The organism is Paenibacillus rhizolycopersici (genome assembly GCF_014947195.2).
In the GTDB taxonomy this organism is placed as follows: domain Bacteria; phylum Bacillota; class Bacilli; order Paenibacillales; family Paenibacillaceae; genus Fontibacillus; species Fontibacillus rhizolycopersici.
Genome location: NZ_JADCNN020000003.1, coordinates 248,840 through 272,734, shown reverse-complemented (window position 1 = coordinate 272,734; position 23,895 = coordinate 248,840). Strand labels below are relative to the sequence as shown.

Below are 23,895 nucleotides of genomic sequence, written 5' to 3'. Positions count from 1 at the left end.
ATAAAGCGGATACGGCAACGACCGAGACTGGCATCAAGGTTTCGATGTTTGTCACTTGTATCGGCGATGCGGTGTACCCGCGCATCGCGGAAGCGATGGCCCGATTGCTGGCTCGGGTCGGCGTCAAACTGGAATTTCCGCAGGTGCAAACCTGTTGCGGTCAGCCGGCGTTCAACAGCGGGTATTGGGATGAGGCGCGACGTTCGGCAGCCACGCTGCTTGAGGCTTTTTCAGATAGCGATTTCGTTGTTGGACCTTCAGGCTCATGCATCGGAATGATTCATCACTACCCGAAGCTGTTCGAACAGGATCCGATCCGGCTGGCGATGGCCGAGGAATTGAAAGCGAAGTCGTATGAATTTACCCAATTCCTCGTTCAGGTACTGGGCGTAACCGATCTTGGAGCGACGTTTCCGCATAAGGTTACGTACCACCCGTCCTGTCATGGCAGTCGGTTGCTCGGAATCAGGGAGGAGCCGATGGCACTACTCCAAAACGTAAGGGGCATGGAGCTTGTACCGCTCCCATTTGCGGAGGATTGCTGTGGATTCGGGGGCACGTTTGCCGTGAAGATGGCCGATATATCCGGGGCGATGGTGACGGAAAAAGCCGACCACGTCCTGGAGACGTCAGCCGAGGTACTGACCGGGTTGGACATGGCCTGCCTGATGAACATCGCCGGTCAACTTCGGCACCGCCGTCAGCCGGTACGCGTGATGCATCTGGCGGAGCTGCTGTATGAGGGGGTGAGCGGGGCATGAGCAGCGTAAAAGAGCGAGCAGACCTAGCACTAAACAATGATTTCTTGCGTAAGGCGGTGCGATTTACGACCGAACGTCTGCGCGACGGGAAGCGGAAAGCCGCCGATGACCATGGGAATTGGGAGGAATGGCGGGAGCGGGGGCGGCAAATTCGCCTGCATACGATCGCGCATCTCGATTACTACTTAAATCGGTTTGCCGAGCAAGCTCGGGCGAATGGGGCGCATGTTCACTTTGCTTCGACCGGTGAAGAGGCGGTGCGGATTGCTTTGGAGATTGCGGCACGCAAGCAAGCCCGTTCCGTCGTGAAGTCGAAATCGATGGTCAGCGAGGAACTGCACATCAACCGGGCGCTGGAAGAAGCGGGCGTGGAGGCGGTTGAAACCGATCTGGGCGAGTATATCATTCAGCTTGCCGGTGAAGCCCCTTCGCATATCATCATCCCGGCGATTCACAAAAACCGTTACCAGATCGCCGAGCTGCTGTCCCGCGAGGCGGGGGAAGAGCTGCCGCCGGAAACGAGCGTGCTGGCGGGCTTCGTGCGCCGGAAGCTGCGGGCGAAGTTTCTGGCGGCGGACATCGGCATGACCGGCTGCAACTTCGCGATCGCCGAGACCGGTTCGATCGTGCTGTTCGAGAACGAAGGCAACGCCCGCATGGTGTCGACCGTGCCGAAAACGCAAATCACGTTTATGGGCATGGAGCGCATCATCCCCTCCTGGAGTGACCTCGAGGTGATGGCGACGCTGCTGCCGCGCTCGGCGACCGGTCAGAAGTTGACGGTTTATATGTCCGGCATCACCGGACCGCGCCGTAAAGCGGATGGGGACGGCCCGGAGGAGATGCACATCATCATCCTCGATAACGGCCGGTCCGAGCAACTGGGTGATCCGGAGTTTCAGGAGCTGCTGAACTGCATCCGCTGCGGAGCCTGCCTCAACGCTTGTCCGGTATATCGCCATATCGGCGGCCATGCTTACGGCGGAACGTACAGCGGCCCGATCGGAGCGGTCCTGACGCCGGCGCTGAACAAGAATGTAGCGGAATGGGACGATATCGCTTCGGCCTCCAGCTTGTGCGGGGCCTGTTATGAAGCGTGTCCGGTCAAAATTCCGCTGCACGACATGCTTGTCTATTTGCGCCGGCGCAAGGTCGAGCAAGGCTATGGAAACAAGCTGGAGTCGGCAGGGATGAGGGGCTTTGCCGCCGTGACGTCAAGCTCCAAGCGGTTCCAACGCGCGCTGAAGGCGGGAAGGGTTTTGCAGCGAATTATCGTTCGCAACGGTGAAATTCCGGCGCGGATTGGCCCGCTGAAGGATTGGAACCGTTACCGCGTTGCGCCAAGCCTGGCAAACGAACCGTTCCGCGAACGCTGGAATGCGCTTCAGCATGAACTGCGCGCTTCCGTTCCGCAAACAGTGACCGGCACGGTCGTGCAGGAGCGGATGAAGGAGGCGCTACACAAGCGTGCGGCTAAGCCAATCGACCGGAAAGAAGGTCATACCTATGATGGATAACGAATATAACGATTGGTTGAAAGTGAAGGAAGCGGAAGCGCGGCAGAAGCAGGAGCAGTTTATGGACCGGATTGCCGGAAAACTCAAGCGGCCGCGGCTGCGGGAAGCACCGGATCATCCGTTCCGGGGAGCGCCGGCGTACTGGAGGGAGCTGGATTGGAGCCTGGAGGAGCGATTGGCTCGATTTGAGGACAATTTTACGGCAGCGGGGGGGCATGTCGCCCGGCTGGACGATCTTGAAGCGGCCAAGGCATACATTATGGCCAAGGCGCAAGCGCTTGGCGCCCGTTATATTCTACGCCAGGACAATCCGTTACTGGCGGAGCTTGGACTGGATGAGGCGCTTGCCGCAGACGGCGCCCGCGTGTCCGTGTGGAACGGGCATCGCTCCGAGGCCTGGATCGCCCGGGCGGCGGAGGCGGACTTCGGCGTCGTGGCGCCGGACTTTGCCGTCGCTTATACCGGTTCGCTGGTCGTTCAGTCGGCCGCGGAGGAAGGGCGCTCGGTTAGCCTGTTGCCGACGGCGCTGTTCGCGATCATCCCCGTAGAGCGGATGAAAACCCGTTTGGGCGAGGTGCTGGATACGTTCGATGCGGTCGGACGCGAAACCTTGCCTGCCGGCATCCATTTCATCTCCGGCCCAAGCCGTTCGGCGGACATCGAAAACGATCTGACGATCGGAGTTCATGGGCCGGGCATCGTGTTTGCGCTACTCGTCGGTTAATACAACACTTCGATGTTCTTGCCTTGCAGAAGCTGAAGCCAGGCATCGGAGGGGCGCTCGTCCGTGATTAGATAGTCGATTTGCTCCCAGTCCGCCAGCTTGACGAAAGCATTCTTGTCAAATTTCGTATGGTCGGCCAGCAAAATGACTTTGTCCGCGTGACGGAGCATATGCTTCTTCAGCTCGCATTCCGGCTCGTTGGAATCGGAGATGCCCTTGTCCGGCGACATGCCTTTGCAACTGATGATCGCGGTGTCGACGTTGTACTTCTGCACGGTTTCCTGGGCGGCGGGGCCGACCAGCGACAGGGAACGCGCGCGCAGCGAACCGCCGGTGGAAATGATGTTCAGGTTCGAGCCGGCGAATTCGTTCAGGACGCTGACGGAATTGGTGATGACAGTAACGTTGTTTTTGGAATGCAGCGTCTTCAAAAATTCAAAGCTTGTAGAGCTCGGGTCGATCATCAGCGTGTCGCCGTCGTTCACCAGGTCGATGGCCTTGAGCGCGATGTCCCGTTTGATCTCCACATTAAGCGTGTTCCGGGTCGTATACGGCAAATCTTCGTTCGTGTGCCGGTTGAGTATGGCGCCGCCGTAGGAGCGGGTTGCGATCCCCTCTTTCTCGAGCTTCTCCAGGTCGCGGCGGATCGTCTCCTCCGTTACTTCGAACATCCGGCTGAGCTCGGACACCAGGACACGCTTGTCCTGATGAAGCAGGTCGATGATTTTTTGTTTGCGTTCTGCCGCCAGCATGGCGATTCACCTCGGGATCCGTTCATATTGTCAAGACACCAGGGTCTTGGGTTCCCTCCCATCATAGCGAGAAAAAGGGGCGCTTGGCAACCGTATTTCGGGAATGAAGCGGGTGAGTAAGACAGAGTTGCTTCACGGAATAGACAAAAACAAAAATAAAACAACATAAATGATCTTTGTTTATGTTGACTATAAAACAAAACGGACATAGGATAGAAGTAAGAACAGGCAGCATTTCAGAGCGAGGAGCGCTGAACGATGAGAGATTACGTTGCGGTTGATATCGGCGCCTCCAGCGGGAGGCTGGTAAGGGGAGAACTGCAGGATGGACGGTTGTCGCTGCAGGAAATCCACCGGTTTGACAACGGGTTTTCCGAACGTGACGGGCATTGTTATTGGGATATCGATCATTTATATCGGGAAATCCTCCGTGGGCTACAGCAGGCCAAACAGCTTGGGATCGAGAACTGTACGCTAGGCATTGATACATGGGCGGTCGATTATGCGCTGCTGGACGGGAAAGGGGAACGGATCGGCGAGGTTTATGCTTACCGCGATTCCCGTACGCTTGAAGCAGTTCCTCAAGTTCACGAGATCCATCCATTTGCACGGATTTATGAGAAAACGGGCATTCAGCATCTGCCTTTCAATACGGTGTACCAGTTATTCGCGCATGACCGCGAGGAGTTGGCGACGGCAGAGCAGATCCTGCTCATTCCGGATTATCTCTATTATTTGTTATCCGGGCGGCGGATCAGCGAGATGACCAACGCTTCGACAACCGCGTTATTAAACCTGCAAACCCGCGATTACGACCCGGGATTGCTTGAGTTGCTGGGGTTGCCCCGATCGAAGTTTCCGGCGCTAACTGAGCCCGGGACGCGGCTTGGGAAGATCAAGCCGGAATTGGTTCGGGATTATGGGCTACCCGAATGCGAGCTGATCGTCGCGGCGACGCACGATACGGCCTCCGCTGTGTTAGGAGTTCCGGCCAGCGGCGATTCGTGGGCGTACCTCAGCAGCGGGACGTGGTCGTTGATCGGCGTGGAGCGGCAGACGCCGCTGGCGACGGCGGAAGCGATGGAGCGCAACTATACCAATGAATGGGGCGCGTACGGAAAGTACCGCTTTTTGAAAAACATCATGGGTATGTGGTTGATCCAAGAGGTTCGAAAGGATTACGACAAACAACACAGCTACGCCGAATTGGTGGAATTGGCGGAGGCGGTGTCGCCGTTTCGTTCCTTAATCGATTGTAACGACGACCGATTCTTGAACCCGGCGAATATGACCGAAGAGATTCGGCGGTTCTGTGCGGCGACGGGCCAACCGGTTCCGGATACGCCGGGTGAGGTGGCGCGGTGCATTTTTGACAGCTTGGCCTTGTCTTATGACGTTTACCTGAAAGAGCTTGAGCGGCTGACCGGACAAAAGCCGGAGACGTTGCATATCGTCGGCGGTGGTGCCAACAATGGGCTGCTGTGCCAATGGACGGCGGACGTGTCAGGCATCCAAGTGGAAGCCGGGCCGACGGAGTCGACGGCTTTGGGCAATTTGCTGGTGCAAATGATCAGCAGCGGCGCGATTCGCGATATCGGCGAGGGGCGTGAGCTGATTCGGCGGTCTTTTCCGATCCAGACGTATGTTCCTCGGGGGAGCAATGCCGACCCGATTACAGAGGCGCGGAAACGGTTCGTGAATTTGTTGGCACGATGACGGTTGGACGGAGCTATAGATAAATTATGCAAAAGGAGGAACAGAACATGGACAACGCGATTCAAACCAGCTATCACGAGGCGAAAAAGCTGTATGAGCACCATGGAATCGACGTCGACGCTGCACTGGCCCGACTGAGTCAAATCAAGATTTCGCTGCATTGCTGGCAGGGGGACGACGTCAAGGGATTCCTGGGCAAGGATCAAGAGCTGGGCGGCGGCCTGGCGGTTACCGGCAGTTATCCGGGCCGGGCGCGGACGCCGGACGAACTGCGGCAGGATCTAGACGAGGCGCTTCGCTTGATTCCCGGCCGGCACAAGGTCAATCTTCATGCAATTTATGCCGATACGGACGAACGGGTTGAGCTTGACGCCCTGGAGCCTAGACACTTTGCCGGTTGGGTAGATTGGGCGAAGGAGCGGGGGCTGGGGCTGGATTTTAACCCAACTTGCTTCTCGCACGAGAAAGCCAAGGACGGGTTCACGCTTAGTCACCCGGACCTGGATATCCGCAAGTTCTGGATCGACCACTGCAAAGCGTCGCGCAAGATTGCCGAGTCGTTTGGACGGGAGCTCGGCCAGCCGTGCGTGACTAACGTCTGGATCCCGGATGGCTTCAAGGATTCGCCGGTGGATCGACTCACGCCTCGGGCTCGTTTGATGGAGGCTCTTGATGAAGTTTTCGCCGAACCGATCGATGAGAAATACAATATCGATGCGGTGGAGAGCAAGCTGTTCGGGATCGGCTCGGAGAGCTATGTCGTCGGCTCGCATGAATTTTACATGGGGTATGCGTTGTCTCGCGGCAAAGCGGTCTGCTTCGACGCCGGCCATTTCCATCCGACGGAGACGATCTCTAACAAGTTGTCCTCCTGGCTGTTGTTTGGCCGCGAGCTTCTCCTTCATGTCAGCCGCCCGGTGCGATGGGACAGCGATCACGTCGTGACGATGGACGACGAGCTGTTGGAAATCGCCCGCGAGCTGGTACGCGGCGAGCTGCTGGACCGTACGCACATCGGTCTCGACTTCTTCGACGGCAGCATCAATCATATCGCGGCTTGGGTCATCGGGACGCGCAACACGCAAAAAGCGCTGTTGCGGGCGATGCTGGAGCCGCTCGACAAGCTGAAGCAATTGGAACTGGACGGCGATTACACATCGCGGCTGGCGTTGGTCGAAGAATTCAAATCGTATCCGTACGGTGCCATTTGGGATTACTTCTGCGCAACGCAAGGCGTGCCAGTGCGTGAAGCTTGGCTGGCAGACGTGAAAGAATACGAAACGAACGTGCTGGCGACTCGGTAATGCAACCTAGGTTATCCGTTTTTTTATATAAGCTTGACCAAAAGGAGAGGAACCTACTGTGAGTACGACATTAACGGAAGTGGAGCAAGGTCGGCGGGTCCCGGGGATGGAAGTGCCTTTCATCCGGGAGATGGCGGAAATCTCGTTCCATATGTGGCGGCTGGGCTGGGATGAACGCAACGGAGGGAATATCAGCTATCTGCTGGATGAAGCGGAGGTGGCGAAATATCTTGGAGCCGCTTCTGTAACGGAGCGCCGTAAGCTTCAACTCGCGTTTCCGGTGAAGGAGCTGGCGGGACGTTATTTTATCGTGACGGGCTCGGGCAAGTATTTCAAAAATGTGATCTCCGATCCGGAAGCGAATCTGGGCGTATTGCGGGTGGCTGAAGGCGGTGACCAGGTCGAGATCCTGTGGGGCCTTCGGGACGGGGCGGTACCGACCAGCGAACTGCCAGCGCACTTCATGAGCCATATCGAGCGTTTGAAGGTGGACCCGGCGCACCGGATCATCATGCACTGCCATGCGACCCATGCGCTGGCCATGACGTTCGTCCATGAGCTGGATGAGAAAAAACTGACGAAAACGCTATGGGAAATGTGCACGGAATGTCTCGTGGTGTTCCCCGACGGCATCGGCATCGTGCCGTGGATGGTGCCCGGCAGCCCGGACATCGGGCGGGCGACCGCCGCGAAGATGCGAGAGCATCGCGTCGTCGTATGGCCGCAGCACGGGATTTTTGGCACCGGTACGACGATGGACGAGGCGTTCGGCTTGATCGAAACGGTCGAAAAGGCGGCGCAAATCTACATGCTGCTCGGCGACCGTCCGGTGCTGCAAAAGATCACCGATGCCCAGTTGCGCGACTTGGCAGTAGCGTTTGGTGTGACACCGCAGCCGGGGATTTTGAGCTAGGGATTATAGCGGAGGAGCAGAGGCTAGGCGCACGGGCTAAAAGCTGTGAGTGGAGAGCAAGAGGGATAGCGATGGAGAGCTAGTATAGAGCATAGACGATAATAGAGAAGAGACGATCGTTGGGAATACAGATCAGGACTCCGGTGCAGGGGTCCTTTTTTGCATGCTGCCGGCGATCTCGAAAGGGAGGTTCGGCTAACGGACACAGGAGACGTTATTTAGCCCAAAAGCGAGGGTTCGCATTTCTAACGGACCCTAGTGCACTTATTTCGCCAAATTGATGATGGAAACGTCCGATGGGGAGCCGATAAGGGCTCCTGGGTCCGTTAGAACTCGGAAGAGGCGCAAATGGACGGAATAAGGGCGCTACGGTCCGTTAGAAGTAGGATGGGACAAAATTGATCTCAAATTCGCAAACAAATCCTATTGTCATTTTGAGCGGCGGGCAGTACAATGGGGGTAAATCGACTTGTACGTACAATTAGAGAAGAATTGTCGAAAATACCGATATGGTATGTACAAGTTAGCTAGCAGTTATTTATGATTAGGAGGCGCTTTGGCATATGAAATTGAAACCGCATTCTTTTTGGTTCGTGACCGGCAGCCAGCACTTATACGGCCCTGAAACGCTGGAGGAGGTGGCCGCCCATTCCCGCATCATCGCAGAACAACTGGACCAAGACCCGGCGATCGGATTCCCGGTCGTGTTCAAACCGATCGTAACGACGCCAGACGAAATCTACAAGTTGATCCTGGCCGCGAACGGCGATGAGACCTGCGCGGGGATCATCACCTGGATGCACACGTTCTCGCCGGCCAAAATGTGGATCGCCGGCTTGTCGCAGCTGCAAAAACCGCTGTTGCATTTCCATACGCAGTTTAACCGCGATATTCCTTGGGAAACCATCGATATGGACTTCATGAACCTGAACCAGTCGGCCCACGGCGACCGTGAGTATGGCCATATCGGCGCCCGGCTGGGCATCGCTCGCAAAATCGTGGTCGGCCATTGGGAAGACGGCGAAGTGCGCGGCTCGATCGCCGGCTGGATGCGGACGGCGGCCGCTTATGCTGAGAGCCGTCAGCTTAAGGTGGCCCGCTTCGGCGACAACATGCGCGAGGTGGCGGTGACGGAAGGCGACAAGGTCGAAGCGCAAATCAAGTTCGGTTGGTCAGTGAACGGATATGGCGTCGGTGATCTGGTGCAGGTGTTAAACGAAGTCAGCGATGCGGAAGCCGAAGCGCTGCTGAAAGATTACGCCGAGCAGTACGCGATTACGCAAGCGGGCCTAAGCAACGGACCAGTTCGCGAATCTATCGCCTATCAGGCGAAGCTTGAAATCGCCATGAAGCGGTTTTTGGAGCAAGGCGGCTTTGGCGCGTTTACGACAACGTTCGAAGACCTGCATGGGCTCAAGCAGCTTCCGGGTCTGGCCGTGCAGCGGCTGATGGAAGCCGGATACGGCTTCGGCGGCGAAGGCGACTGGAAAACCGCGGCTTTGACGCGCGTATTGAAGGTGCTGGCGAACAACAAGAGCACCTCGTTTATGGAGGACTACACGTATCATTTTGAGCCGGGTAACCACATGATTCTTGGCGCGCACATGCTGGAGGTGTGCCCGACGATTGCCGCGACGAAGCCTACCATCGAGGTACATCCGCTGGGCATCGGCGGCAAAGCCGATCCGGCACGGATCGTATTCGACGGCCAGGCCGGTCCGGCGGTCAACGCTTCGCTCGTCGATCTGGGCCATCGTTTCCGGCTGCTGGTCAACGTGGTGGACGGCGTGAAGGTAGAGAAGCCGATGCCGAAGCTGCCGGTCGCTCGCGTGTTGTGGAAGCCGCAGCCTTCGCTGCGAGAATCGGCGGAGGCGTGGATTTTAGCCGGCGGGGCGCACCATACGGTGTTGTCTTACGCCATCACGGCGGAGAACCTGTCCGATTGGGCGGAAATGACCGGCATCGAAGCGGTGATCATCGACAAGGATACCTCGGTACCTCGATTTAAGAATGAGCTGCGCTGGAGCGATGCGGCTTACCGGCTGCGTTAATCACAGTCCCAATCGGCCGATGATTTCGGCCCGATACGTTCGCCCGGCCTATGTTACAATAACGGGTAGTCAATAGAACGGTGGCATTGGTGAAGGGTGGACGAAACATGAATGACCGGAAAATCCCGAAATATATGCAGCTCAAAAACGAATTGTTGTCTTGGCTCGAGCAAGGAAAGCTCCAGCCCGGGAAACAGGTTCCGTCGGAGAACGAGATCGCGGAGCAGTTCGGCTTAAGCCGGCAGACGGTTCGGCAAACGTTCGGCGAGCTGGAGAAGGACGGCTGGCTGGAGCGCATCCAGGGCAAGGGCACATTCGTCCGGCATCCCGGACGGCGAGACGGCGAAGCGGTCAAGACGATCGGGATCATGACGACGTATATTTCGGATTATATTTTTCCCCATATCGTTCGGGGGGCGGAAGCGGAGCTGCGCCAGCAGGGGTATCGATTGATGCTGTCGAGCACGGACAATACGAAGGAGAAGGAGATGGACAGTCTTCAGCTCATGACGAGCCAGCCGCTCAGCGGACTGATCATCGAGCCGACGAAAAGCGCGGAGGGCAACCCGAATTTGGGGTATTTTTTGGAGTTGCAGGAGAAGGGCATTCCGTATCTCATGATCAATGAGAAGTATCACGAGTTGGAATGCCCTTGCCTGAAGGTGGATGACGAGGCGGGAGGCCGGAAGGCGGCGCGTTACTTGCTGGAGAAGGGGCACCGGCAGATCGCCGGGTTCTTCAAAAGGGATGACCTGCAGGGCGTAAACCGGCTGAAGGGCTTCCTGTCCGCCCATCGGGACTTCGGGATTGCGGTGTCACCGCAGCATGTGGTGACGTTTACGACGGAGCAAAAAGGCGAGTACGCCTATCAAAAAGCGCTGGAGCTGCTTCAAAAAACGCCGGATCAGCGTCCAACCGCATTGGTGTGTTATAACGACGAGTTGGCGGTGATGCTGATGGACGCCGCGGCCGCATGCGGCTTACGGGTACCTGAGGATTTGTCCGTCATCGGTTTCGACGATTCCAGCCTGGCGGCAGCCTCGGGCACGAAGCTGACGACGCTGACCCACCCAAAAACAACGATGGGAGAGCTCGCCGCCCGCCAACTGATCGGGATGATTGAGCGGGGAGAAACGCCGGGCGATACGGTGTTCGAACCGGAGCTGATTGAACGGGATTCGGTGCTGGAACTGACGGGTCAGAAATAAACGGGAATGAGACAACTTGGCGGTTTCATCGTCCTGCTGAAGTTCGGCGGGGCGGTGCCGTTTCGGGTTGAAGCAGGTGCTCGGTAACTTGTACGTACCTTTTGTTATATGGGATGACATGGGATGAGGAAAGGGGTTGGATCAATCGATGTTGGAAGCCTTAAAGCAGCAGGTGTGGGAAGCTAATTTGGAGCTGCCGAAATATGGCCTGGTCACGTTTACGTGGGGAAACGTCAGCGGGATCGATCGGGAAAGCGGATTGTTCGTCATCAAACCAAGCGGCGTGCCGTATGAGGAATTAAAGCCGGAGCATATGGTCGTGGTCGATCTGGAAGGCAATGTAGTGGAGGGGAACCTGCGACCGTCCTCCGATACGCCAACGCATCGGGTGCTCTACCGTGAATTCCCCGAAATCGGCGGGGTCGTGCACACGCATTCCCCATGGGGAACCAGTTGGGCCCAGGCGGGGCGGGGATTACCGGCGTACGGAACGACGCATGCCGATTACTTCTACGGAGAGATCCCGGTAACGCGGCCGATGACGCGGGAAGAAATCGAGGGTGCTTACGAGTTGGAGACAGGCAATGTCATCGTGGAGCGGTTTGCCGAGCTTGGCCTCGATCCGAACCAGGTGCCTGGGGTGCTTGTGCATTCGCATGCCCCGTTCGTATGGGGCAAGGATGCGCATAATGCCGTTCATAACGCGGTCGTGCTGGAGGAAGTAGCGAAAATCGCCGCCCGCATGCTGCAGATCAACCCGGATACGCAGGCGATGGATCAGACACTGTTGGATCGGCATTTTTTGCGGAAGCACGGAGTAAATGCTTATTACGGGCAGAAATAACGGGGAGGGATAACCATGAGCAAAGGGAAAAAGTACACGATCGGCGTCGACTACGGCACCCAGTCCGGACGCGCAGTGCTGGTAGATTTGTCGGACGGCCGGGAGGTCGCTGACCATGTCACGCCATATCCGCATCATGTCATCGACGAGCGGCTGCCCGGTTCCGGGATCAAGCTCGAGCATGATTGGGCCTTGCAGCATCCCGGCGACTATCTGGAGGTGCTTCGGCGCTCCGTGCCCGCGGTGCTAAAGGAATCGGGGATCGATCCGGCGGACGTGATCGGGATCGGGATCGATTTTACCGCCTGCACGATGCTCCCGGTGGACGCCCAAGGTCAGCCGCTTAGCTTCGATCCGGAGCTGGCCGACAACCCGCATAGCTGGGTGAAGTTATGGAAGCACCATGCGGCCCAGCCGGAGGCCGACAAGATCAACGCGATTGCGGCTGAGCGGGGAGAGGCTTTTTTGCCGCGATATGGGGGGAAGATTTCCTCCGAATGGATGATGGCCAAGGTATGGCAAATTCTCGATGAAGCGCCGGAGATCTACGAGAAGACGGATCTGTTTCTGGAAGCAACCGATTGGGTTATTGCGCAAATGACCGGCAACATCGTCCGCAACAGTTGTACGGCGGGTTATAAAGCAATATGGCATAAGCAAGACGGATATCCGAGCAAGGCGTATTTTAAGGCGCTGGATCCTCGGATGGAGGATTTGACGGATACGAAGCTGCGCGGCGACGTGATTCCGCTGGGGACGAACGCGGGCGGACTTCTGCCGGAGATGGCCGAGATGATGGGCCTTACGCCAGGCATCGCCGTGGTGGTGGGCAACGTGGACGCGCATGCGGCCGTGCCGGCCGTCGGCGTCGTTACGCCGGGCAAGCTGGTCATGGCGATGGGAACCTCGATTTGCCACATGCTGCTGGGGACGGAAGAGAAACAGGTGGAAGGCATGTGCGGCGTGGTCGAGGATGGAATCATTCCGGGCTTGTACGGTTATGAGGCTGGGCAGTCGGCCGTGGGCGATATTTTTGAATGGTACGTCGAAGAAGCGTTGCCGGCTTACGTGAAGGAGGCCGCCGAGAAGGAAGGCCTGAATGTGCACCAATGGCTGGAGCGGGAAGCGGCCGCGTACCAACCGGGGCAAACCGGCCTGCTCGCGCTGGATTGGTGGAACGGCAACCGGTCCGTGCTGGTGGATACCGATTTGACCGGTCTGATTGTGGGGATGACGCTGCTGACCAAGCCGCAGGAGATTTACCGGGCGCTGTTGGAATCGACGGCTTTTGGCACGCGCAAAATCGTTGACGCGTTTGATCAAAACGGCGTACGGGTGGATGCGCTGTATGCCTGTGGGGGACTGCCGCAGAAAAACCGCCTGTTGATGCAAATTTATGCGGATGTGACGAACCGCGAGATTTTTGTGGCGGATTCCAAGCAGACGCCGGCTCTTGGTGCGGCGATGTTCGCGGCCGTTGCGGCGGGTGAGGTGGCTGGCGGGTACGATTCGATCCTGGATGCGGCCGGGAAGATGGCCCGCGTCAAGGAGGAAACGTTCAAGCCAGTTCCGGCGCACGTGGAAGTGTACGAGAAGTTGTACCAGGAGTACAGCCAGCTTCACGATTATTTTGGCCGCGGGGAAAACGACGTGATGAAGCGTCTGAAGCGAATTAAGCAGGCAGCGGAGTAAGAGTAGGGGACGGGCGGAGAGATGGGCTGGCGAGTAACGTACCGATGGCTCAAAGGCTTCGCCTGTCGCCTATTGCGGAAGCTGCGGGAGTATTAGGATGTTGCGGAAGGTTGCAGGAGTCGATGGATAGCCCAGGGAGGGGATACCATGCTGAAAGACAGGTTATTGGAGCAATTGAAAGTAATTGAACTAGAACGGGGTGCAATCCGGAAGGTCGTTCCTTACTTGCGGGAACAAGGTTATGATCATGTCCTGCTGGTGGCGGACGATCACACGTATGCGGCGGCGGGGGGACAACTGAGCGGTTTGCTGGCGGCCGAGGCCGTCGAGACGCGCGTTTGCCTGATTCAGCCTGACGCGCAGGGCGATGTCGTCGCTGACGAGATCGCGCTTGTCCAGCTGCTGCTGGAGATACGTCCCGAGGAGACAGACGCGCTCATCGCTGTGGGCTCCGGGACGATTCACGATATCGTCCGGTTTGCCGCGCACAAGACCGGCAAGCCGTTCGTATCGGTGCCAACGGCACCGTCCGTGGACGGCTTCACCTCCGCGGGCGCGCCGCTCATTATTCGCGGGGTCAAGAAGACAGTGCCGGCGGTGCCGCCGGTAGCGATATTCGCCGACCTCGACGTTCTGATGGCGGCCCCGCAGCGGCTGGTCGCCGCGGGTTTTGGCGATATGCTCGGCAAGTATACCAGCCTGTTCGACTGGAAGTTCTCCCGTCTGACCGCGGGGGAACCCTATGACGAACAGGCGGCGGCGATAACCGAGCGCGCGCTCTTGAACAGCGTGACGCACGCCGATGCGATTGGCGCGCGCACGGAAGAAGGGATCCGCGCCTTGATGACGGCGCTGATCGAATCGGGCATCGCCATGCTGCTGTTCGGGCAGTCGCACCCGGCCTCCGGCGCAGAACACCATCTCTCCCATTATTGGGAGATGGAATACCTGCGCTTGGGCCGGCGGGCGCTGCTGCACGGCGCCAAAGTCGGCGTTGCTTGCGCCGAAATCGCCCGCGCGTACCACGCCGCGGGCGAAGGGACCTTCCCGGGCGCCGAGCCGGCGGCGCTCCGGGAGCACGGGGAGCAGGTCCGCGCCTGGCTGCGGGACCTGCCCGGCGAAGCCGAGCTCCGCGGCCTGCTGCGCAAGGCCGGCGGGCCGGCAACCCTCGCCGAGCTGGGCGTCGGCGAGGAGCTGTTCGCGCGCAGCCTGCGCGAAGCCCACCTGGTGCGCGACCGCCGCACGCTGCTGCGGGCGCTGAACGAGGCGGGGCAGGCCTAGCGCGCGAACCGTCCCGCGGCCGGGCTGCCGGCTCGTTTGGCGCGAAATAGTGGTGATCCATCACCTTATTTCGCGTAAACTTCGATTTTTTGGCGAAATAGCGCCACAAAATCACCTTATCTCCCCGTATTCCGCCTTCCAAAGGGATTCCGGGGCCAAATAAGACCAAAAAATCACCTTATTCCGGTGAAAACGGGCGTTCCGTCGGAAATAAGGTGATTTTTTACCGCTATTTATGTCCGGCCACGGCCACGGCCAAAAGCCCCTTAAGCCACGCTCAACAAATCAATCAAAGCGCGGAGCGCGCTGGTTGGTTGGGCGTTTTTGCGGTAGATGAGCTCGGTCTGCATATGGCGCATCGCTTCGGGGACCTCATGAATCCGCACGGTACCGTCCTGCGCCTGTTTCTCGGCGACGATCCGCGGCACCAGCGAGATGCCGAGGCCGGCCGAAACGCCGCCGAGGATCGCTTCCAGCGTGCCGAACTCCATTGCTCCCACGTAAGTTCGGCCGCGAGACTGCTGCATTTCTTCCAGCATTTCGCGGTAGGTACAGCCTCGGCTGTAGACAAGGCTTGGCTTCGTCAGGGCTTCGTCCAGGTTATCAATGCCCGGGGGAGAAATGACGACAACCTCCTCGTCGAACACGGGAATACGGGTCAACTCGTCATGATTGTAGCGGAAGTTGCCGAAGGCTACGTCTAGATCGTAATGGATCACCTTCTCCGCCAGGCGGTCGGAGAGATCGGTGGTCAGCGTTAATTCGACCTTTGGATGCATTTCGTAATACTTGCTCAGCAGCTTGGGCAGCCGAACGGCTGCCGTTGTTTGGGTCGAGCCGATCAGCAACGGACCGGTAGGCTCGCCGGAGAAGGAAAGCGCTGCTGCCGCTTCGTCCAGAAGGCCGACGATTTTATCGGCGTAATCCAGCAGCATTTTGCCGCTGGAGGTCAAGGTCATGCCTCGGTTATGGCGGTAGAACAGCCCCGTCCCCAGCTCAGTCTCCAGTTGTCTAATGCGAGCGGTCACATTGGACTGTACATAACCCAGCCGGTCGGCGGCTTTCGTGATGGAGCCTTCTCGGGCAACGGCTTGAAAAATGCGTAATTCTGCGCTTTCCATCGGGGAAGTCCTCCTTTTATACTAATATCACCAAAAATGATATCAACTATCTCTACCAATCATTATACATAATTTCAAACCTCCCTTACAATACAAACAAGAATGACACCATGGGAGGAAGAGCTACATGAGGACTTATAAATATACAGGTTTGCTGCTGTTGACCACGTTCTTAATGGGGACGGCCTACCCCGTTGCTAAGCTGGGAATGGTGTATACGACCCCGCTTATGTTAATGGGACTCCGGTTCTTGTTTGCCGGGGGATTACTTGCCTTATTCAGCGCTAAAAAACCGCAACCCCAAGGAGTCAAGTCCTGGCGGCAGATCCTGCTGCTCGGTTTATTTCAATCGGTTGGGGTGATGGGATTCACCGCTTACAGCATGAGATGGATCACCTCCGGGGAGTCGGCGATTATCTCGAGTACCAGCCCGCTCATGCTGATCCTATGGGGTGCGTTGATGGGCACTGCTTATCGCGTGAGGCAATGGTTTGGCGTAGCGATCGGTTTTATCGGCGTGATGATCACCTTTGGGCTGCATATGAGCTTGGACCCCGGCATGGTGTTTGCTTTTGCCGGAGCGGTTTGCTTTACCGTCGCCACGTTGTTCATCAATCGATTTGGCCCTGCGTTCGATAAAAGCGTGCTGGCCGCCTACCAAATGCTCGCAGGCGGCGTTATGCTGCTGACCCTCAGCTTAATAGGGGAGAAACCCGTCTTTGATCTGAATGTTACGTCGGGGTTGGTGGTCGTTTGGATGGTTCTCTTCTGTTCCATCGTCCAATTTACGCTTTGGTTCTATTTGCTTAGCCATAGCGATCCGGGAAAAACGAGCTCGTTCCTGTTCCTCGTTCCGATCTTTAGCGTGCTTTGCAGCTGGCTGCTGCTTGGCGAGCACATCGATTGGTATGTATACGTTGGCGGAGCCTTGACCTGCGCGGGCGTATTCCTGGTGAACTGGCAGGCGAAACGCAGCCAGCAGATCCACGCGAAGGCAACGAGTCCATATTTGATGCAGGAGGAGATGTAAATATGGGTTACCTTAACAAGGTTGTGCTGGTTACCGGGGGCGGTACGGGAATCGGCAGAGCTACAGCCATGCTGCTGGCCGAACGCGGGGCGATCGTCGCCATCAACTACTCCCGTTCCGCGGTGGAGGCCGAGGAGACCGCGCAGGCCATTCGGCAATTCGGCGGCCGTGCGATGGCCATTCAGGCCGATGTGGCCCGAAATGCGGAGGTCGTCTCCATGATCGAGCAAATCGTCAAGTCCTTCGGCACGATCCATTACTTGGTCAATAACGCCAGCATCACCCGATATATCGCCATGGACGATCTGGAGGCGGTCACGGAGGAGGCATGGGACGATTTGTTTGCGGTGAATGTCAAAGGCATGTTCAACTGTGCACGGGCCGCCGCGCCGTATTTGAAGGCCGGGAAGGGAGCCATCGTCAACGTCGGCAGCATCGCAGGAATCACGGGGAAAGGCTCTTCGCTTCCGTATGCAGTATCGAAGGCCGCCGTCCATGGTTTGACGAAATCGCTGGCCCATGCCTTGGCGCCGGACATTCGCGTCACCGGCGTAGCCCCCGGAGCGGTAGACACGCGTTGGTGGGCAGGTAAGGAGGAGCAGATGCGTGCGCTCATTCGTCATCTGCCCTTGGACCGGATCTCCACACCGGAGGAAATTGCCGCACTCATCGCCGCTGTTCTGGAACAGCCCTCACTGACCGGGCAAATCGTTACCGTCGACAACGGGCAAACGATGTAGAATAGGTTGTTCATAAAAAAAAGCAGCTTTCAGGCCGAATGGGGAACCTGATCGCTGCTTCTTTTGTTATTCCTCTCGCACATCATACAGCACCCGGGCCAGGAGGTCCTGACTGTAGTTGCCGAAGTTCTTGCCGAAGATAGTCAACCCCCGCTTGTTGATCGGCTTGTCGGTGACGGCGATGCGAAACGTCAGCTCGCTTTTGTAATCAAGGTTGATCTGCTCCAGTGTGACGTCGGAGATGCGGCATCCGTCGATAAAGCTGCCCTCATTGTTGATCCGGATCAGCTTCAGCATGCCGTATTGGTTCAGATGCGGCGGCCACCAATCCGGGTTAAACGTGCCGCGTGCATCGCCGAAATCTCCCGGACTCGTCCAGAAGCCAATTTCAACGCCGTTCAAATAGAAATAGATGTCGGATGGGTAGTTGTCGCAATATCCTGGGGCCTCCGAACCAAGCTCCATCGAAAATTGAATTTCCCGAAAGGTCTGATTCGGCTTGAGGTAGTTCGGAATGCGATATTCGAGGAAACCCTCGGACAACCAAATGATCTCCGAATCGATTCGCTGCGGATCGGCAAAGTAGCGAGGTTCGTCAAAATCGCCGATGATGCTGTCCTTTGTCGCGAGTCCGCAGGTTGGAGCAACCTGATAATTACTGTAGTGACCCACTTGAATTTCCACTTCATATAAATTGTCGACATCCTTGCTCCGCAGGTCGACCATCAGCTTGTCTTTGTTCAAATAACAAATCTTCTGGATGCCATGTTTGCCTACCGAAGTATTGATTTCGATCAAACCGCTCTCTTCGAGCTTCTTAATATGCATGGTAATGGCCCCGTTGCTTAAGCCTAGTTTGGTGGCCAGGTCGTTCAGATTTAAGGCTTGGTTCTTCGCCAGCAGTTCGAGGATTTGAATCCTGATCTCGGAGCTTAATGCTTTAAAAATGTCGATCCCGCTCATCAAATCCTTAATATAGATCATCGGATATTCGAACCTTCTTCCAATAGGATAATGGATTCTTTTATTTTAGAATATTATAAACTAACTCGGTCGTTTAATAAAGTATCAAATCAAAATATGTAAATATAGTTCAAAAAATAGTTTAATTTTGTAATAAATACGCAATTAACTTCATGTTAATCTAAACTTAATTTCATTGTTTTATTGAAAATTCATGTGAATTACAGCGATTTTCAGGTGTTACAGGATGTTTTATCTCATTAATTTTATAAAAACATAAAACAGTTTAGATAAATATATTTACAACCTTAATTTCATATGTTATTTTATACCTGTAAACGTATTCATTCAAGGAAATTCGAAATGGTTTAGTATTTACTAAAACGGAAGGTGGTCAACATGTCATCAGCAGCACCGCGAGCAACGATGGTCGTAGACAAAGCCTTTAAGATTGCCGAAGTGGATCGGCGGATTTACGGCTCCTTCATTGAACATCTGGGCCGAGCGGTCTACGGAGGGATTTATGAGCCTTCGCATCCGGCGGCCGACCGATTGGGATTCCGTAACGACGTAAAGGAGCTGGTCAAACAGCTGAACGTTCCGATCATCCGGTATCCCGGCGGGAACTTCGTATCCGGGTACAACTGGGAGGATGGAGTCGGTCCGGTTGAAGCGAGACCTAAGCGCCTGGAGCTGGCTTGGAGAACGGTTGAGCCTAATTGGGTTGGGACAAACGAGTTTGCAAGCTGGGCTAAAGAGGTTGGCTCGGAAGTGATGATGGCGGTGAACCTGGGCACTCGCGGTGTTGACGCCGCCCGCAATTTACTGGAGTACTGCAACCATCCCGGCGGTAGCTATTGGAGCGAATTGCGCCGCAGCCATGGTTACGAGCAGCCGCACAAGATCAAAACCTGGTGCCTGGGCAACGAGATGGACGGCCCCTGGCAAATCGGTCAGAAGACGCCGCAGGAATACGGCCGCCTCGCCTACGAGACGGCGAAGGCGATGCGTTTGGTGGATCCCGATATCGAGCTTGTATCTTGCGGAAGCTCCAGTTCTTCGATGCCTTCGTTCCCTGAATGGGAAGCGGTGACGCTGGATCATACCTACGAGGTTGCTGACTACATATCTCTGCATCAATATTATGGCAACCGGGATAACGATAGCGCCGGATTCCTGGCTCGCTCGATGGATATGGACCATTTCATCAGGACGGTGATCGCCACCTGCGATTATGTCAAAGCGAAGAAACGCAGCTCCAAAACGATGTACCTCAGTTTCGACGAATGGAACGTCTGGTACCACTCCAACGATGCCGACGCCAAGCTTACGCCTTGGGGAATTGCTCCGCCTCAGCTGGAAGACGTCTACAATTTCGAGGACGCCTTGCTTGTAGGCAGCATGCTGATTACGTTCCTGCGTCATGCCGACAGAGTGAAAATGGCTTGCATGGCGCAACTGGTCAACGTCATCGCCCCGATCATGACAGAGAATGGCGGACGGTCCTGGAAGCAAACCATCTTTTACCCGTATATGCATGCCTCGGTTTTCGGACGGGGGGTCTCGCTTCAACCGGTTGTCAACTCGCCGGTATACGATGCCAAGGATTATACCGATGTCCCTTATCTGGACAGCGCTGTTGTATATAACGAAGCGGAAGAGACGCTTACGATTTTTGCAGTTAACCGCCATCTAGAGGAAGCCCTTGAGCTGGATTGCGACATCCGCGGGTTTGAAGGATACCGCCTGATCGAGCATCTCGTGCTGGAGCACGAGGATTTGAAGGCCGTAAATACGGCGGACCGGGAGGATGTTAAACCTCACGCCGCAGGGAGTGCGACATGCGATGACGGTTATGTCAAAGCGCGATTGGCCAAAGCCTCCTGGAACGTGATTCGTTTGGGTAAGCCAAGAAACTAGCTAGCGAATCGGTGCTCCTCCAAGAGAAGCCGGTTCATCTCCCAATTGAACGATGACAACATGAGCTATGCACAACAGGTGAGCGCTTCTTAGGGTCATTGATTGACCAACGGGTTGACTAGAAGTGAGAGAAACAGACTGTAGATGGAGTGTGTAGATTTTATTTTGTCAGGGAGGGTCAAGGATGAAGAAAAAAGGATTCATAGTGCTCTTGATATTAACGATGGCTACCTGGTTATGGGGCTGCGGCAAGGCGTCGACGACGGCCGGAGGGGAAACCTCCGTGCTGGACGGCGGTGCTGGTGAAAGTGCGACAGAACTCTCTTATTGGACATTCGTAGAACTGCATGGACAGCATTTTGAAAAGATGTTGGAGAAGTGGAACGTCGCGAATCCGGATCGGCAAATTAAGCTGAACGTCACCGTGATGCCTTACGATGATATGCATAACAAATTATCGATTGCCGTGCAGACGGGCGTCGGCGCTCCGGATATCGCCGATATCGAGCTGGGCAAGTTCCCGGATTTCTTGGCCGGGACGCCGCAGTTGGTCGAATTGAACGACGTCATCGACCCGTACCGAGACACGATCGTCAAATCCAGAATCGACCTTTACAGCAAGGACGGTAAGAATTACGGCATTCCGACCCACGTCGGCGCTTCGGTCGCTTTTTACAATACGGAAATTTTGGAAGCGGCCGGGGTGGATTACAAGACGATCGTCACATGGGATGATTATAAAAAAGCCGGGATCCAAGTTTATGAGAAAACCGGGAAATACATGGGGACCGCCGATACGAGCGCAACGTGGCAAACTTCCCAGCTGCTGGCGCAGCAAGGGACGGACTTTACGGACGACGCCGGGAACCCGGTCGTCAATTCGGAAGCGATGGTCAAGGCGCTCACGTTGCTGAAAGACCTACAGGACAACAATGTCATCGCCACGATCGCCGGCGGGCAGCCGGATACGGAAGAAGCGTACGGGGAGTTTAACGCAGGGAACTATGCGACCGCTTTCATGCCGCTGTGGCAAATGTCCAGATACACGAACTATATGAAGGATTTATCCGGAAAGATCGCGATCGCACCGATCCCGGTCATCGAGAAAGGGATGCCTCGGTCGGTCGGCGGCGGAGGAACCGGAACCGTTGTGACCAAGACGGCGAAAGATGTTCAACTGGCGAAGGATTTCTTGGCTTTCGCTAAACTGTCGGAGGATGCCAATATTGAGATCTGGAATACGTTGGGTTTCGACCCGGTCAACATGGATGTATGGGAAATGAAGGACGTTACCCATAACCCGGATAACCAGTTCGTTCAATATTTCGTGAACAATCCATTTGACGTGCTGGCCGATATCAAGGACGAAATTCGACTCATCAAATCGACTTCGGCGTCGCCAACGATCAACAACGTGCTCTGTACGGTCACGTTAAACGAAATATTTGAAGACGGCAAGGATATCAAGCAGGCTTTGGACGATGCGCAAGCGCAAATCGAGCAGGAACTGAAGTAATCCCAAATCTGCAAAAATAAACAGCGAGCTACTCCATCCGGAGTAGCTCTGTTTAAAAAAAGGGGTAGGGCGATGGTCAAAAAATTCCTATACTCACAAAAAGTAGCACCTTACGTATTTATTTTTCCGTTTGTGCTCGTGTTCCTCATCTTTTGGGTGTATCCTCTGGCCAGCTCCTTCGGGATGAGCTTTCAGAAAGTGACCCTGGGGCAGGAAGCGGCGTGGATCGGAATGGACAATTACGAGAAATTGATGGGGGACGGTATTTTCCTCAAAGCGGTTGGTAACAGCGCCATCTATATGGTCTTGACTTTAGTGATTCTGATTCCGTTTCCGATGCTGTTTGCCGTATTGATCAACAACAAGTTCATGTGGGCCAGGGAGTTTTTCAAGTCCTCATTTTTCTTCCCGGCATTGACCTCGGTCGTGGTGGCCGGGACCATTTTTCGACTGATGTTCGGGGAAATGGAAGGTTCCTTGATCAATAGCTTCCTCGGATTATTTGGCGTGGAGCCCATTAAGTTCCTGAAAGGGCAAACCACCGGCTTCATTGCTTTATTAGCCCTGGCGACCTGGCGATGGACCGGGGTGAACATGCTCTATTTCCTATCCGGACTTAAGAATATTCCTGACGAATATTACGAAGCTGCTTCGATCGATGGTGCCTCACCCATCCAGCGATTTATGAAGATCACGATGCCGCTGTTGAAGCCGACAACGATTTATGTTTTGACGATCAGTATTTATGCCGGCCTGGCGATGTTCATCGAAAGCATGATGCTCTGGAACGGCAACAATTCTCCGAAGAACATCGGGTTAACTATCGTTGGCTATTTATACCGCCAAGGGATCGAGAAGAACAACCTGGGGTATGCGGCTGCCGTCGGTATCGTACTTCTCGTCATTACGATGGTCATTAACCTCACGCAGCTGGCCTTTACCGGTATGTTTAAGAAGGAGGAGGAAGTATGACGAAATCAACCCGCGGCTTGCCGATCAAAATCGTCTTGTTCCTGTTTTTTGCCTTCCTGTGCGTACTGATCCTTCTGCCATTTTACGCCGTAACGCTAGCTTCGTTTAAGCCTGGCGAGGATTTGATCCGGTACGGGCTCAATTTGCGGTTTGATCTGCCTGCCATGAGCTTTGATAACTTTGTTTACTTGTTCACAGGGAATCATTCCTATTTTATGTGGTTCTTCAACTCGCTGTTGCTGACAGTCATACAGGTGGTATTGACGCTGTTGGTCAGCGCTACAGTGGCGTACGGGTTTTCGGCTTATGAATTTAAGGGGAAAAACGTCCTGTTCGTCTGCGTGCTGCTGATCATGATGGTTCCGTTCGAAATTCTGCTGCTGCCGCTGTATACGTTGACCTACGATATCGGGCTGATGAATTCCTACTCGGCCATCATACTGCCGGGGATCGCCAGCGCAGCGACCATCTTCTTCTTCAGACAATATCTGCGGGGAATTCCCCGGGAAATTATCGCGGCCGGCCGCGTTGACGGGGCAAGCGAGTACGGGATCTACGTGCGGCTGATCCTGCCGATCATGAAGCCTTCTTTTGCGGCGATGGCAATCCTGAACGGCATGAACAGCTGGAATAATTTCCTGTGGCCGTTTATGGTCCTGAGCGACGCGAACAAATATACGTTGCCGATCGGGTTAAAGACGCTGCTAACCCCTTACGGCAACAACTATGATTTGCTGATAGTAGGTTCGTTTTTCTCCATTATTCCGATTTTTATCTTGTTCGTCGCTTTCCAAAAATATTTTATCGATGGGATGACAGCGGGAGCGGTCAAAGGCTAGATCGGAAATAAAGCCGAGAAGCAGGCCGGCA

At 55.6% G+C, this 23,895-nt stretch carries 20 protein-coding genes; 17 read left to right on the top strand and 3 right to left on the bottom strand.

The window, feature by feature from the left end; all coding sequences use genetic code 11:
- Positions 1 to 32: 32 nt before the first annotated feature.
- The 3 genes from IM700_RS05045 to IM700_RS05035 are packed head-to-tail and all read left to right on the top strand — an operon-like array spanning position 33 to position 3,002.
- On the top strand, positions 33 to 761 hold the full coding sequence (locus IM700_RS05045) for a heterodisulfide reductase-related iron-sulfur binding cluster (protein WP_193416582.1): 729 nt from the start codon (positions 33 to 35) through the stop codon (positions 759 to 761).
- The gene (locus tag IM700_RS05040) at positions 758 to 2,278 is read left to right on the top strand and encodes a LutB/LldF family L-lactate oxidation iron-sulfur protein (protein ID WP_193416460.1); all 1,521 of its coding nucleotides are present in this window, start codon (positions 758 to 760) and stop codon (positions 2,276 to 2,278) included. Before IM700_RS05045 ends, IM700_RS05040 begins: the two co-directional genes overlap by 4 nt.
- Entirely contained in the window at positions 2,271 to 3,002 is a 732-nt protein-coding gene (locus IM700_RS05035; protein WP_193416581.1) for a LutC/YkgG family protein, read from the top strand. The genes IM700_RS05040 and IM700_RS05035 overlap by 8 nt, the downstream gene beginning before the upstream one ends.
- Here IM700_RS05035 and IM700_RS05030 read toward each other — a convergent pair.
- On the bottom strand, positions 2,999 to 3,754 hold the full coding sequence (locus tag IM700_RS05030) for a DeoR/GlpR family DNA-binding transcription regulator (protein ID WP_193416459.1): 756 nt from the start codon (positions 3,752 to 3,754) through the stop codon (positions 2,999 to 3,001). The two genes, IM700_RS05035 and IM700_RS05030, sit on opposite strands and share 4 nt — an antisense overlap.
- 258 nt (positions 3,755 to 4,012) lie before the next feature.
- On the opposite strand from IM700_RS05030, the gene rhaB reads away from it, so the two are divergent.
- The 8 genes from rhaB to IM700_RS04990 all read left to right on the top strand — a co-directional run bounded on the left by rhaB (position 4,013) and on the right by IM700_RS04990 (position 14,763).
- Positions 4,013 to 5,470: a rhamnulokinase gene (gene rhaB / locus IM700_RS05025; RefSeq protein WP_193416458.1), complete on the top strand. Its 1,458-nt coding sequence runs from the start codon at positions 4,013 to 4,015 to the stop codon at positions 5,468 to 5,470.
- A gap of 47 nt (positions 5,471 to 5,517) precedes the next feature.
- Complete coding sequence (gene rhaA / locus IM700_RS05020; protein ID WP_193416457.1) at positions 5,518 to 6,774, top strand: L-rhamnose isomerase; 1,257 nt, start codon at positions 5,518 to 5,520, stop codon at positions 6,772 to 6,774.
- Positions 6,775 to 6,880: 106 nt separating this feature from the next.
- Positions 6,881 to 7,687, top strand: coding sequence for a rhamnulose-1-phosphate aldolase (rhaD, locus tag IM700_RS05015; RefSeq protein ID WP_193416580.1), 807 nt, complete (start codon positions 6,881 to 6,883; stop codon positions 7,685 to 7,687).
- A gap of 563 nt (positions 7,688 to 8,250) precedes the next feature.
- Positions 8,251 to 9,738 (top strand): L-arabinose isomerase, encoded by a 1,488-nt coding sequence (gene araA / locus IM700_RS05010; protein ID WP_193416456.1) that lies wholly within the window; start codon positions 8,251 to 8,253, stop codon positions 9,736 to 9,738.
- A 107-nt stretch (positions 9,739 to 9,845) separates the two neighbouring features.
- The gene (locus IM700_RS05005) at positions 9,846 to 10,946 is read left to right on the top strand and encodes a GntR family transcriptional regulator (protein ID WP_193416455.1); all 1,101 of its coding nucleotides are present in this window, start codon (positions 9,846 to 9,848) and stop codon (positions 10,944 to 10,946) included.
- Between the two features lie 148 nt (positions 10,947 to 11,094).
- The gene (araD, locus tag IM700_RS05000; RefSeq protein WP_155605838.1) at positions 11,095 to 11,790 is read left to right on the top strand and encodes an L-ribulose-5-phosphate 4-epimerase; all 696 of its coding nucleotides are present in this window, start codon (positions 11,095 to 11,097) and stop codon (positions 11,788 to 11,790) included.
- Positions 11,791 to 11,805: 15 nt separating this feature from the next.
- A complete protein-coding gene (locus tag IM700_RS04995; RefSeq protein ID WP_193416454.1) occupies positions 11,806 to 13,482 on the top strand; it encodes a ribulokinase in 1,677 nt (558 codons plus the stop codon).
- A gap of 147 nt (positions 13,483 to 13,629) precedes the next feature.
- Positions 13,630 to 14,763 (top strand): sn-glycerol-1-phosphate dehydrogenase, encoded by a 1,134-nt coding sequence (locus tag IM700_RS04990; protein WP_193416453.1) that lies wholly within the window; start codon positions 13,630 to 13,632, stop codon positions 14,761 to 14,763.
- Between the two features lie 266 nt (positions 14,764 to 15,029).
- Here IM700_RS04990 and IM700_RS04985 read toward each other — a convergent pair whose 3' ends face one another.
- Positions 15,030 to 15,884 carry a LysR family transcriptional regulator gene (locus IM700_RS04985; RefSeq protein WP_193416452.1) on the bottom strand — a complete coding sequence of 285 codons (855 nt, stop codon included), beginning with the start codon at positions 15,882 to 15,884 and terminating at the stop codon, positions 15,030 to 15,032.
- Between the two features lie 127 nt (positions 15,885 to 16,011).
- On the opposite strand from IM700_RS04985, the gene IM700_RS04980 reads away from it, so the two are divergent.
- Together IM700_RS04980 and IM700_RS04975 are read left to right on the top strand one after the other, a co-directional pair.
- Positions 16,012 to 16,914 carry a DMT family transporter gene (locus IM700_RS04980; protein ID WP_193416451.1) on the top strand — a complete coding sequence of 301 codons (903 nt, stop codon included), beginning with the start codon at positions 16,012 to 16,014 and terminating at the stop codon, positions 16,912 to 16,914.
- Between the two features lie 2 nt (positions 16,915 to 16,916).
- Positions 16,917 to 17,654, top strand: a complete 738-nt coding sequence (locus IM700_RS04975) for an SDR family NAD(P)-dependent oxidoreductase (RefSeq protein WP_155605691.1) — start codon at positions 16,917 to 16,919, stop codon at positions 17,652 to 17,654.
- A 66-nt stretch (positions 17,655 to 17,720) separates the two neighbouring features.
- Here IM700_RS04975 and IM700_RS04970 read toward each other — a convergent pair whose 3' ends face one another.
- Positions 17,721 to 18,638, bottom strand: coding sequence for an ArsR/SmtB family transcription factor (locus IM700_RS04970; RefSeq protein ID WP_193416450.1), 918 nt, complete (start codon positions 18,636 to 18,638; stop codon positions 17,721 to 17,723).
- 378 nt (positions 18,639 to 19,016) lie between these two features.
- Between IM700_RS04970 and arfA the strand changes: the two genes are divergently transcribed.
- The 4 genes from arfA (at position 19,017) to IM700_RS04950 (ending at position 23,864) form a co-directional block, all read left to right on the top strand.
- A complete protein-coding gene (arfA, locus tag IM700_RS04965) occupies positions 19,017 to 20,537 on the top strand; it encodes an arabinosylfuranosidase ArfA (protein ID WP_193416449.1) in 1,521 nt (506 codons plus the stop codon).
- Between the two features lie 184 nt (positions 20,538 to 20,721).
- On the top strand, positions 20,722 to 22,053 hold the full coding sequence (locus IM700_RS04960; protein WP_193416448.1) for an ABC transporter substrate-binding protein: 1,332 nt from the start codon (positions 20,722 to 20,724) through the stop codon (positions 22,051 to 22,053).
- Between the two features lie 72 nt (positions 22,054 to 22,125).
- On the top strand, positions 22,126 to 23,025 hold the full coding sequence (locus IM700_RS04955; RefSeq protein WP_193416447.1) for a carbohydrate ABC transporter permease: 900 nt from the start codon (positions 22,126 to 22,128) through the stop codon (positions 23,023 to 23,025).
- Complete coding sequence (locus IM700_RS04950) at positions 23,022 to 23,864, top strand: carbohydrate ABC transporter permease (protein WP_155605686.1); 843 nt, start codon at positions 23,022 to 23,024, stop codon at positions 23,862 to 23,864. The genes IM700_RS04955 and IM700_RS04950 overlap by 4 nt, the downstream gene beginning before the upstream one ends.
- Positions 23,865 to 23,895 lie beyond the last annotated feature (31 nt).